The 11,143-nt window shown below is 50.2% G+C and carries 14 protein-coding genes; 3 read left to right on the top strand and 11 right to left on the bottom strand.

Annotation, left to right across the window (positions count from 1 at the left end):
* Positions 1–48 precede the first annotated feature (48 nt).
* Positions 49–861, top strand: a complete 813-nt coding sequence (locus SSCH_RS08105; protein WP_084711027.1) for a serine hydrolase — start codon at positions 49–51, stop codon at positions 859–861.
* Positions 862–971: 110 nt separating this feature from the next.
* On the opposite strand, the gene mqnC is transcribed toward SSCH_RS08105, so the two are convergent.
* From mqnC to mqnE, 3 genes are read right to left on the bottom strand one after another with little or no spacing between them, the layout of a single operon-like run.
* Positions 972–2,048 carry a cyclic dehypoxanthinyl futalosine synthase gene (gene mqnC / locus SSCH_RS08100; protein ID WP_232294303.1) on the bottom strand — a complete coding sequence of 359 codons (1,077 nt, stop codon included), beginning with the start codon at positions 2,046–2,048 and terminating at the stop codon, positions 972–974.
* Positions 2,023–2,913 carry a menaquinone biosynthetic enzyme MqnA/MqnD family protein gene (locus tag SSCH_RS08095; protein ID WP_044665019.1) on the bottom strand — a complete coding sequence of 297 codons (891 nt, stop codon included), beginning with the start codon at positions 2,911–2,913 and terminating at the stop codon, positions 2,023–2,025. The genes mqnC and SSCH_RS08095 overlap by 26 nt, the downstream gene beginning before the upstream one ends.
* A 38-nt stretch (positions 2,914–2,951) precedes the next feature.
* Positions 2,952–4,070 carry an aminofutalosine synthase MqnE gene (gene mqnE, locus SSCH_RS08090; protein WP_232294302.1) on the bottom strand — a complete coding sequence of 373 codons (1,119 nt, stop codon included), beginning with the start codon at positions 4,068–4,070 and terminating at the stop codon, positions 2,952–2,954.
* 375 nt (positions 4,071–4,445) lie between these two features.
* Between mqnE and SSCH_RS08085 the strand changes: the two genes are divergently transcribed.
* Complete coding sequence (locus tag SSCH_RS08085) at positions 4,446–4,802, top strand: carboxymuconolactone decarboxylase family protein (protein ID WP_232294301.1); 357 nt, start codon at positions 4,446–4,448, stop codon at positions 4,800–4,802.
* A gap of 13 nt (positions 4,803–4,815) precedes the next feature.
* Here SSCH_RS08085 and SSCH_RS08080 read toward each other — a convergent pair whose 3' ends face one another.
* Complete coding sequence (locus SSCH_RS08080; protein WP_044665018.1) at positions 4,816–5,031, bottom strand: putative signal transducing protein; 216 nt, start codon at positions 5,029–5,031, stop codon at positions 4,816–4,818.
* 131 nt (positions 5,032–5,162) lie between these two features.
* Here SSCH_RS08080 and SSCH_RS08075 point away from each other — a divergent pair, with 131 nt between their 5' ends.
* Positions 5,163–5,360 carry a cold-shock protein gene (locus tag SSCH_RS08075; protein WP_044665017.1) on the top strand — a complete coding sequence of 66 codons (198 nt, stop codon included), beginning with the start codon at positions 5,163–5,165 and terminating at the stop codon, positions 5,358–5,360.
* A 67-nt stretch (positions 5,361–5,427) separates the two neighbouring features.
* On the opposite strand, the gene SSCH_RS08070 is transcribed toward SSCH_RS08075, so the two are convergent.
* The 7 genes from SSCH_RS08070 to SSCH_RS08055 all read right to left on the bottom strand — a co-directional run bounded on the left by SSCH_RS08070 (position 5,428) and on the right by SSCH_RS08055 (position 11,074).
* A complete protein-coding gene (locus tag SSCH_RS08070; RefSeq protein WP_232294300.1) occupies positions 5,428–6,120 on the bottom strand; it encodes a hypothetical protein in 693 nt (230 codons plus the stop codon).
* Positions 6,121–6,147: 27 nt separating this feature from the next.
* Positions 6,148–6,513, bottom strand: coding sequence for an ATP-dependent DNA helicase (locus SSCH_RS16600; RefSeq protein WP_052835464.1), 366 nt, complete (start codon positions 6,511–6,513; stop codon positions 6,148–6,150).
* Positions 6,514–6,542: 29 nt separating this feature from the next.
* Entirely contained in the window at positions 6,543–7,472 is a 930-nt protein-coding gene (locus tag SSCH_RS16595; RefSeq protein WP_052835463.1) for an ATP-dependent DNA helicase, read from the bottom strand.
* Positions 7,435–7,866, bottom strand: a complete 432-nt coding sequence (locus tag SSCH_RS16590) for an ATP-dependent DNA helicase (RefSeq protein WP_052835462.1) — start codon at positions 7,864–7,866, stop codon at positions 7,435–7,437. Before SSCH_RS16590 ends, SSCH_RS16595 begins: the two co-directional genes overlap by 38 nt.
* Positions 7,850–8,095: a hypothetical protein gene (locus SSCH_RS16585; RefSeq protein ID WP_156972191.1), complete on the bottom strand. Its 246-nt coding sequence runs from the start codon at positions 8,093–8,095 to the stop codon at positions 7,850–7,852. Before SSCH_RS16585 ends, SSCH_RS16590 begins: the two co-directional genes overlap by 17 nt.
* Positions 8,096–8,135: 40 nt before the next feature.
* Positions 8,136–8,594, bottom strand: a complete 459-nt coding sequence (locus SSCH_RS08060) for a YbaK/EbsC family protein (RefSeq protein ID WP_232294304.1) — start codon at positions 8,592–8,594, stop codon at positions 8,136–8,138.
* Positions 8,595–8,911: 317 nt separating this feature from the next.
* Positions 8,912–11,074 (bottom strand): ATP-binding protein, encoded by a 2,163-nt coding sequence (locus SSCH_RS08055; RefSeq protein ID WP_044665014.1) that lies wholly within the window; start codon positions 11,072–11,074, stop codon positions 8,912–8,914.
* Between the last annotated feature and the right edge of the window lie 69 nt (positions 11,075–11,143).

Here is an 11,143-nt window from a genome sequence, read left to right as displayed (position 1 = left end):
TTGTTATGCTGGTCTTTGCGGTAGGGCAAATTATCGGAACCCACGTCCCTGAAACCGCTGAATCCCAAACCCGACTATCAGCCGCTGCAAGAAGAAGTCGCAAAATTCACAGCAACTCTGCCGGGAACCTATGGTATTTACTTAAAAGACCTGGCCTCAGGAGAGGAATTCGGGATCAATGAGAAAACACCGATCCCTCCTGCCAGCACGATCAAGCTGCCGGTGGTACTCTATCTCTATGAACAGGTGGCTGCCGGAAAGCTGGATTGGAGGGACCGGGTCAGCTACAACAAAAACACCGACTACCAGGGTGGGGCCGGGGATCTGCAGTATGTGGCACGCCATGGAGATACCTACTCCCTGCGCTGTCTGGCCACCATCTCCATCACTTTGAGCGACAATGTCGCCCATAATATGCTGGTGCGCCACCTGGGATATGACAATGTGATGGCCTTTATCAAAAAACTGGGGCCTGACACCACCCGCCCCTTTGGAAGCGCATCCACCACAGCTAAGGATATGGGAGCCTTCGTGGAAGAGGCTTACAGGTTTGCGGAAAGAAATCCGGGACAGGGAGGAAGGTTCTTAAATGACTTGGCCCATACTGTCTACCATGTGGGTCTGCCGGGGGAGTTGCCTCCTGAACTGGTAATCCCTCATAAAGAGGGGAGCATCATCGGAGTGGCCACAGATGCCGGGATCGTCTTCTCAAAGCGACCTTATATCCTTGTTATACTCTCCGAGGGAATTACCGATGAGGACACAGGCTTCAAAAACATCGCCAAAATCTCCCGCATCATCTACGACCACCAGCAGAAGCTCCCGGAAGCCAAAAACCTCAAACTCCCCGACCTAGAATAGAGATCGGGGGTACGGTTCTCCTGATCCCATGAGATGTGAGAAGTGGGAGGTTGGAAGTGGGAATAGAGGTCGGAAGCCGGTGGTTGGCCCCGGTAGTGAGCATGACTACGTTAGTAATGCTTTAAGATGCGATACAAATTATCTCGCTGTGCGGCGCTGAAACCTGCGTCTTTGATTAAGGCCACAAGCTCCTCTTCAGAACTGGAATGGCTGGTGCCGGCGGCTCGCACCACATTCTCTTCAAGCATGGTGGAACCAAAATCATTGGCACCGAAAGCAAGTGCAATTTGGGCAATCTTCACTCCCTGTGTGACCCAGGATACCTGCAAGTTCGGAATGTTATCCAGAAAAATGCGGCTCACTGCCATCATACGCAGATATTCCCAGGATGAGATTGCCCTCCCACCTAACATGGTATTACCTGGTTGGTAGGTCCAGGGGATAAAAGCGGTGAATCCCCCGGTCTCATCCTGGAGGGAGCGCACCTCTTCCAGGTGAGTGATGCGGTCATGGAGTGTCTCCCGGTGCCCAAACACCATGGTGGCAGTGGATTTCATCCCCATTCTATGAACCGCTTCCGTTACCTCCAGCCACCGCTGTGCACTAATTTTCTTGGGACTGATCTCACGGCGCACTCTCTCCACGAGAATTTCCGCTCCCCCACCGGGAAGGGAATCCAGCCCAGCTTCCTGTAAGCGTTTAATCACCTGCTCCAGAGGGAGCCCGCTTTTTCCCGCCAGGTAGTCGATTTCTACAGGGGAGAGACAATGCAATGTAACCGGGTAGTGTTTTTTGATCTCCTTGAAGAGATCCTCGAAGTATTCCAGGTCCAGACCAGGATGGAGTCCCCCCTGCATCAGTACCTGGGTTCCACCCATAGCAAGCAGCTCCTCAATCTTCTGAAAAACTTCATCTTTGGTAAGCAGATATCCCTCCGGATGGCGTGCCGGCCGGTAAAAGGCACAAAAGCCGCAGCCACAGCAGCAGATATTGGTATAATTGATATTTCTGTCGATCACAAAAGTAACAATACCATCCGGGTGCTTCTGCTTCCTGACCTGATCTGCCAGCAACCCTAGGGAGAGAAGATCCGCTTTTTCCAGGAGATAAGACCCCTCCTCCGGTGAAATCCGCTTCCCACCAAAAACCTTATCACTGATCTCATCCATGTTTAACCGGTTCGACAACAGGATCCCTCCAAACCTCTGCCTGAACCTGAGAGTCAAGCACCCCACAGTGCCAGGCATACTCAAAAAACTGGTGCAACCCGTTCAAATAAAGCTCATACTTAATATGCCGGAAGTAGTCTTCCATAATTTCCGCAGGGATGCGGATCAGGCTTTGTGCCTGCTCAGCAATAAACCTGCGATGCCTGCTGCTCCAGGATTTTGCCTCCTGCAGTGCCAGCCAGGTCTCCCGCAGCAAAACCGGGTGCTGTTCCATAAAATCACGCCGTACTACCCACAGGGCAAAAACCATCTGCTTCCCTGTGAACTTTTTCCATTCAGCACCCAAATCGTACACATAGCATTTTTGGTTTGCGCAAAGCTCATCTTCCTCTAAATACCGGTAGATGGTCTTTAATGCCTCATCACCGATCACCAGAGTTGCCTTAGGTTCCCCCCACCAGGGCGACACACCCTGCGGCCTGTAGAAATACTCAACTTCGACCTCATAAAACCTGCTCAGGAGAATTTGCAGGAGGGCTATGCTGGTGGCGGAATATGGTGTCAGGGAAACGCGCTCCCCTTTCAGTTGGGATAAAGGCACCCGGCTCAACAGTGCCACACTCCAAACCGCCCCATCACTGGCAATGGCCAAATCCGGTAAAACCACACAGGATGAGCATTGGTGGGCATAGGCGATAGAAGATACCGCTGTCACTTCGATATCCCCGGCAGCGAAAAGGCTATTCAAGTTGCTGGGGTGATCGGCCACGATCTGGGCAGAAAGCTTGATCAAGCCCTTTTCCAGCGGGTAAAATATCGGAAAACAGTTGATATAACCTACCCTTCCCACCCTTGGTTTTCCCAAGGCTTCCCCTCTATTCATCAAGCTGGCCCCCACGCTTTTGTTATTTTTCCAGCACATCAACTATAGCGCCGAATCACATTATAAACGGTATCTCTCTCTACCGGGATACGCCCCACCTCCCGGATCATCCGCAAAAAACTCTCTGATGGCTGGTACTGCGGAGTAGCAGCACCGGCATCATGGGCGATCTTTTCCTCCCTTACGGTGCCATCAAGGTCGTTCGCTCCAAAATTCAGAGAAATCTGAGCAAGGTTTGGTGTGAGCATGATCCAAAAAGATTTGATATAAAGGAAATTATCCAGAAGCAAACGAGCCAGGGCGACAGTCTTCAGATCATCAAACCCGGAGCTGCGCGGCAGGTGAGAAAAAGATGTGTTTTCCGAGTGAAAGGGAAGTGGTATAAAAGCTAAAAAGCCGCCGGTCTCATCCTGAAGAGAGCGCAGCCTGAGCAGGTGATCCACCCTGTCAGCAGGGCATTCCAAATGACCATACAGCATGGTGGCATTGGTATATAGGCCCATCTGGTGCGCAATCCTGTGAACCTCTAGCCAGCGCTCTCCACTGATCTTCTGGGGGCAGATCTCGCGGCGAACCGCAGGATTGATGATTTCCGCCCCTCCTCCGGGAAGAGAACCAAGCCCCACCTCCCGCAAACGACCAAGAACACCCTCTACTCCAAGCCCGGAGATCTCCCCCAAAAAATCGATCTCTACAGCATCAAAGGCCTGGATATGCGCATCAGGCAGCGCCCTGCGCACGATCCTCAGCATTTCCTCATAATATGAAAAAGGGAGGGCTGGGTTAAGCCCTCCTACAATATGCACCTCTGTAGGCTGGTAATGTTTGAATTCATCAACCTTGGCGGCTATTTCATCCAAAGCCAGCACAAATGCACCAGGTGCATCTGCTTTCCGTCCAAATGCACAAAAACGACAGAGATTTTTGCAGATATTGGTGTGGTTGATGTGTGCGTTGTTGATAAAATAAACTATATCTCCTGCCCGACACCTGCGGGCATAATCCGCCATGAAACCTATAGCCATCAGATCCGGGGATTCAGCCAGGCGAATCCCCTCTTCCCTGGTCAAGCGCTCTCCTTGCAAGATTTTTTCCGCAATATCGCCCAGCGGCCCCGCTAAAACTTTTTCCAGGATTCTGCCATCCCTCTCGGGCAACCCCCCGTCTGTAAACACTTGCGATCATCTCTTTCTTTTTCAAAAAAGGGTACATATAACCTATAGACTTCTGTCTATTTAAGCTGTAATCCTTCAAAATTAGACGAGTTTTCTAATCATTTCCCATACAGCGAATTCGGTGGGTAGTGGTTAGTCATAGAAAAGTAATGATAGTTGTCTGAAAAGGATCACAAAAACTGCCCACTGCTCCAAGGCAGATCCTGGATTTCTTAGGCTTCCGACTTCCGGTCTCCGGCTTCAGTTTTTGGATTGGTGGTTAGCCGTTGAAAAAGGGGATTGCACTGTTACCTGAAAACAGATGAGCGCTTGTATCTCCTCAATGTACAATATTAGATAATACTGCAGGAATTTATAATGCGGATCAAGAACTCACTAGTGATAGAAAACTACCAGGAGGTGAAACACTTGGCCAATTTTCCACCCTTTGTCCAGGAACTCGGGAAGCGCGACAAGGAATTCTATGATGCCGTAACCAAGGTGATTGAAGTTGCCACCAGGCCGGGGGCGGTAGATGAGAAGACAAAGGTTTTTATCTCACTGGCTCTTGATGCCTACATTGGATCAGAGCGTGGGGTAATGGTTTTAGCCAACCGTGCGCGGGAATTGGGTGCAACTGAAGAGGAAATCAACGAGGTGCTGCGCATCCCCTATTATGTCGCGGGATCACGGCCATTGATTACAGGCAATAACGCCTTCCCCAAAAAGGAATAGCGTTGTTTCAACCCTACTGCTGGGCCCAGGAAAGGATATCTCTGGCAGTCTGTAATTGATCCTCGGGGACATAGATTTTTATTTCTGCCAGAGGGCCAATGGCTATCCCCTCAACAGGAGCTATAGATTCACGCAGCTTCAATACCTTGATCCCTGCTGTCTGCAGAACACCTTCGATGATCGAATCTTCAGGTGGGTAGACAACAGCCAGGAGCGCCATTCCGTTCATGAGGGGTCCTCCTTTACATGTTTCTTATATTTTAACATTTTGGGAACCCCACGGGAAAGACCTGGTAAGTATTAAAAGCCCCGGCAGGTGCATACTAAGGACAGATTCAAGTTACTAAGGAGGAATGTTTTTTGGAAGGGACAGTTAAGTGGTTTGACGAACGCAAAGGATATGGTTTTATTACAAGTGAAAACGGAACAGATGTCTTCGTCCACTTTTCCGCAATTCAAGAAGAAGGCTTTAAAACACTGAGCGAAGGACAGCGGGTTAGGTTCGAGGTAACAGATGGGCCCCGGGGTGAGCAGGCAACCAACGTACAGCCACTATAATATGGCTATCCAATAAGTAAGCAACCCCATGCTATGTCCCGGGACCCGGGGTTTTTGTTGCAGGACTTTAAACCCTGTCCTGCAACAACTCCTCGGCTTCATGCTTAAAAGTACACGTCTTCCGTTTTGGGCAAACCTCACACGCAAAAACCCCTTTTTTCACCTTATCCATATCCCCGATCCCAAAAACACCTGTTGTAGTTTTCACAGGTTTCATCACAAAGCTCTCGTTCAAAGAAACACCGATCTGTTCAGGGGAAATAAGCTGAAACAAAACCCTCTGGTCACTTATCTTCCAGTCCAGCTGACCAGGCTCTAAATACACCGTTATTCCAAACCCTGCATAGTCTTGCTTGATCCTCTGATACAAACTCCTCATTAATAAACCAACCGCAACTGCACCATATATGTCCAATAAGTAAGAATTTAACATATCCCCTGCTTCGCTTAACTCCCTTACTTTCCTTTCCAGTGCGGATCCAATAGTGGAACACATTGCCACAAGTTTTTCCGCACCAATCAGCAGTTTACAGAGGTGTTCACTGCGAAATACCTGACCGTTTTCCAGGTACAACCTTTTCTCTTCAATTTTGTCGATGGCAAAAACATCGTAAACTGTCTTTGGTTCCAACAAACCCTCTCCAAGAGATATTATCTCTGGTAAATACTGTGCTGTTCTTTCGTTTGAACGGCCGCCCGCCCTTTTCAGCAGCATTTCTTCTGTTACTTTGATCTCCAGGCTTTTCTTCAACTTGATCACCTCAACTTATATTTTGGCAAATATTATTCACTCTGCTGCTTTTAATAAGTGTTCAACATCATCTAGACTGGTTATCTCCCTGCAGGAAGGAAGGTCATCCAGGAAATACCTGCCGTAACGCTTCGTCCTTACTCTAGGGTCGAGGATGGCTACAATCCCACGGTCATCTCTGGACCTGATCAGCCTGCCGAAACCCTGCCTCAGCCGGAGAACGGCCTGTGGGAGGGAGTAATTATAAAAGGGATTCCCTCCGGAACGCTCTATGGATTTGATCTTGGCCTCTGTAAGGGGGTCATCGGGTACCGCAAAGGGGAGTTTTACCAGGATAACACAGGAGAGTGCCTCCCCAGGTACGTCCACCCCTTCCCAGTATGAGGCTGTGGCGAATAACACAGAATGCAGGTCAGCTTTAAACTCTTCGATCAGCTTATATTTTTAGGAAGATCCCCCTGTTTCAACAGCTTCCAGGGAAGGCGACCTTTTAGCAGGTCCCACACCTCATTCAACCCGCGGTATGAGGTGAAAAGAACAAAAGCACGCCCCTCTGTTTGGGTAAGGATCTCCTCTATGAAGGGTGCCACACCTGTATGAAACCCGGGTTCTCTCGGATCGGGAAGCCCCTGGGGCAGATAGAGCAGACACTGATCCTGATAGGAGAAAGGCGACCCCACAGAAATCTCCAATGCCCTGGAACAGCCGACATTCTCTCGGAAAAAGGAGAAATCTCCGCTGATGCTCAAGGTAGCCGATGTCAGAATAGCGCTGGAAAGATCATCATTGTAAAAGAGAAGGCGATCCAGGCTCTCTGAGACATTCAGTGGTGTGGCATGCATGGTGATCAGCCTGCGTCTCCTGTACTCACTTTTCTCCACCCAGTAAACCTTCTCGGGATCAGCCGCCTCCAAAATCTCACCTAAGTCTTGATTGAAGCGAGCAAGGCATTTAAAGATAGCGTTTTCACGCTCACCAACAAGGTCGACATCAAACATTCTGACGGTGTCTTTAACCGCCCACTGCAATTCCTGACCCAGATCGAAGATATCGTAGTTTTGGGGAAGGGGATAATTATTGCTGTTGTTTGCGCGGCCCAATGCCTCAAAAAACTTCCCATTGACGGCCAGGGCCTTGTTCAAGGCATCAAGGTGGCAGCCATCCCTCTTGCGGAGCTGGTTAAGAATCACATGCAGGCGCATATTGGAGACCTCGGTGCTCATGGTGTGCCGCGCTATCGACTCTATATGCTGAGCCTCGTCAAGAACAAGATAGCGGTACTCCGGAAGGAGAGCTGCTGCACCATTGCTCGAGTCACGGAGATTAAGATCTGATAAAAAAGAGGGCGTGATTGCAAACAATGATCCCTGCTCTCTGCAACCTTTTCCTCGCTTTTACAAAAAAGCAGTCATTGTTGAGTTGGCACTTGCGCCCCGGACAGGTATCATCTGCACACACCATCCCCCAGGACTCCCCTGGTTCAAAGGGAAGCTCTGCTCTATCCCCGGTCTTAGTGTGGTCAACCCATTCCCTGAGACGATCCACCAGGTCATCTTCGGGAAAGAGACCCCTGCTCTGCAGTTCCTCCCGATAGCGCAGCAAGCAGAGGTAGTTGCCTTTCCCCTTGGCCAGTTCCGCGCGATAGCCAATACCCAGTATCTCTTCTAAAAAGGGGATGTCCTTTTTGAGCAGCTGCTCCTGTAAGGCAATAGTGGCTGTGCTGACAACTATCCTTGCATCATCCCCGACGGACAAAAGAGAGCGGGATCAGGTAGGCATAACTCTTCCCTGTCCCGGTCCCCGCTTCAGCTATCACATGCTCATCATGCAGCAGCCCCCGCTCAACCATAAGAGCCATCTGGATCTGCTGCTCTCGCACCTCATAACCTGAAACCACTCCGGGCAGAGTTTCCCGAAATATTTTTTCTACTGGAGAAATAGGGCGCAATACATCTATTCCCACTTCCAACATCCCACTTCCCACATCTCACTTCCAACCTCCCACTTCCCACATCTCATATTTACTAACCACTAAGATCACATAGTTCCCCATCAGTGATCTCCAGCAGCTGTTCAACATTAACCGCTGCCACCGCCTTGGGGCCACCCGCAGCAATATAAACCACCGGGAAGCGCTGCATACTTACATCGATAAGTACAGGTACCTGGGTTTTCAGCGCAAAGGGGCAGACTCCCCCTAAGGGAAAGCCGGTGATCTCCTGGGTCAATGCAGCATCAGGAAGCTTCAACTTGCCCTTTACCCCCAGGTGTTTTTTCAGTTTGCTCTGACTCACCTTCACATCACCGCTGGTGGTAACCAATACAGGGCCATCCCTTGTAATGAAGAGGATCGTTTTGGCAATCTGCCCCACCTCTACCCCCACTGTCCTGGCAGCATCCTCAGCGGTTTTAGTGCTTTCATCAAACTCAATAACCCGAATATCATAAGGAAACTTTGCTAAAAATGTACGAACTCTTTCCACCGGTTCCAATCTTCATACCTCCAAATATGGATCAAGGGGACGGTTCTCCTGATCCAATTTAAACAACTGGCAATTCCTTTTTCCAACGACTAATGACCAACTATTAACCACCAATATGGGACGGTTCTCTTGAGCCATTTTCATCAACAGGGCAATGCGGGCTTACCGATCAACTGCTTAAAGCAAGCCTGGCAGGAATAGATGTCGGAAGCCGGAAGTCTGAGGTCGGATAAATAGATTGTCCTGTTGCTTGGAAAATGGACCGCAATAATTTCCGATCCAACCTGAATAAAGCAATAAAGCAAGCCTGGCCCCGTTTATTGGTAGAAATCACTTACCTTTTTGAATTCCACCAGCTCCTTGCCACATTCCCGAAAAATCTCCACAGCTGCGCTGTCAACAGTAAGGTAGAAGACCTGCCAACCCTTCCTGATATAATCCAATAATACCTTGATCGCATTCCGTTTTCTGGTCTCTGATGAGCTCAACAGGGGGTCATCCAGCACCAAAAACCCCGGCTCTTCCCCCAGGATCGTTTCCAGCAGAGCCAGGCGCAGGGAGATCAAGAGCTGCGCCCTGGCACCGTCACTTAAGAGATCCTCACTGTATGTAGTTTCCTGCTCGCTGACACTGAATTTTATATCACCATCCTGTCGGGCATAGTTGAGGGTATCATAACGACCGGTGATCTGATAAAAAATTTCACCTGCCCGGGCCAATGGCTCCAGAAGAATCTCCTCAACACCTTCCTTGGCAGCCTCCACCACCTGCTGCACCCAAATAGCCGCCAAAGACTCCCTGATGGCACCTTTGAGCACCTGCTCCGCCTTCTTTAAGCGCAGGGCAAGTGTGGCCACATCCCCACAACCGGCGGCATAAAGGCTTTGTGCTTCTTCCAACTCCTGCCGGCGCAGTTGCTCATAATACCGCTGCAGCTCATCTTCCTGTCTCCTTGATTCCTGCAGCTTTGCCTCCAGCTGCCCCTTTTGCTGATCGAGTTCCTGTAAAGGGCGTGGAGCAGGGTACCGCTCAAGATGGGGTTCCAGGGCGAAGAGCCTCTCCCTCCACTCCTCCTCACTGCCCAGGAGCGTCCCCAGGCGTGTCACAGCTTTCTCTATTTCCCTTTCCATACGCTCCCTATCTTTTATAGCATCTTCCAGTGAACCGCGGTCAGGCTTCCCGGTTTTCCTCATCAGATCCTCCAGTGTGAGCTTAACACTGTCGAGTTCCCGTGTACACTTCAATAAAGATGAACGGAATTCCCGCAGGCTTTCAGAAAACCTTTTCTGTTCCCTTTCACACAGGAGGCTCTCCTGGACAAACTTCTGGAGTTTCTCCCCCTTCTCCTGACACTCCAGCTCTGCCTTCACCAGAGCCTCGTCCCCTAGATCATCTTGTTTTTGGAAGTGCCTTGTCAAGAGTACTGCCACCTCATCCAGTGTCCCTGCAGGCTGCAGTCCGGCTTCCCGAGTGAGATGCCGGATCTTCTCCTCCGCTTCCCTGACAGTCCTGCCACAGATCCCGAAAACCGACAATGCCCAACCGAAAATCGCCAATCCCCCGATAAGCAAAAACCCTCCTGGAAGAAGCTGCCCGGCAATGAAGAGTGCAGCTGCAGCAACCACAAGTAAGGCCCCAACAGCCAGTGCCCACTTCGTCCTGTTCCTCTGAGCATCCGCTGATCTGGCACTATTCAACAGTGTACGCGTCTCTGCCATCAGATCAGAGCGCACTCTCCCTTTCTCTTCCTTTTCCTGCCGGAGCCGGCTCAAGGTTTCCTTCGTCAAATTATAAGCTTCCTCAGCTTCCTTCAAAGAACGGCTGACATTGGCCTGCCGCTGCTGCACATCAAAAAGCTCTTTTTCTGTTTCACTGATTTGGCTTTTCAATGAATCCTCTTTTTCCCTGAGCGACCGCTCCACTGCAGCTGATTCAGCCCAGAGATGGAGGTCCTCCCGGGAGCAGCGCTCATATCCACCCTCCCGATATTCTGCTCGCAGGGCTGACAGCTTTCTCTCCCATGACTTAGCTGTAAGGCAGAGAGCGGCCTGGCGCTCCCCTGCAAGTTCCTTATGCTCCCTTGTAAGTGCAGCCAATGTTTCCTTTACCTTCCGCAGTTTCCCATCTACATCTTGCAGTTCTCTGGTGGTCTTCTCTTTGTTGGCCATAACAGATAATAGAAATTCTTTTTTCCTGTAAAGATCAAGTTGCTCTCCGATCTCCTCCAGTTTACCCTTCGTCCAGTAGTTCATCTTAGCCGGGAGCCCTGCCGCAGAGCGGGCATTTGCCACAACTGTACTCAGATTATCTTCAAAATCCGCTGAAAAATGCTGGATACAGGCATCAATAAGAGGTCCCTTTTTCTCTCGTTTGCCGGACCAGAGAAAATGAAGGTCACTGCCGCGCACAATAGGCAGCCGCGAAAACTCCTGGGGGAAACCGAAGTTCTTGTCCAGATCAACACTTCCTGTGCAGGTCATCTCTCGATTCCCCTGGTATTCCAGCTTACATAGCCATCATAGCTCATCAAAGACGCCGTGACTTGAAAG

The organism is Syntrophaceticus schinkii, from assembly GCF_000946815.1.
GTDB classification, from domain to species: Bacteria; Bacillota; DSM-12270; order Thermacetogeniales; family Thermacetogeniaceae; genus Syntrophaceticus; species Syntrophaceticus schinkii.
This window is presented reverse-complemented; position numbering and strand designations above follow the sequence as displayed.

Excerpts from the sequence above, each read along its gene's own strand:
- SSCH_RS08095 (WP_044665019.1), bottom strand. The coding sequence starts at position 2,913 with ATGAATAGAGGGGAAGCCTTGGGAAAACCAAGGGTGGGAAGGGTAGGT.
- SSCH_RS08085 (WP_232294301.1), top strand. The coding sequence starts at position 4,446 with ATGCGGATCAAGAACTCACTAGTGATAGAAAACTACCAGGAGGTGAAA.
- SSCH_RS08080 (WP_044665018.1), bottom strand. The coding sequence starts at position 5,031 with ATGAACGGAATGGCGCTCCTGGCTGTTGTCTACCCACCTGAAGATTCG.
- SSCH_RS08055 (WP_044665014.1), bottom strand. The coding sequence starts at position 11,074 with ATGACCTGCACAGGAAGTGTTGATCTGGACAAGAACTTCGGTTTCCCC.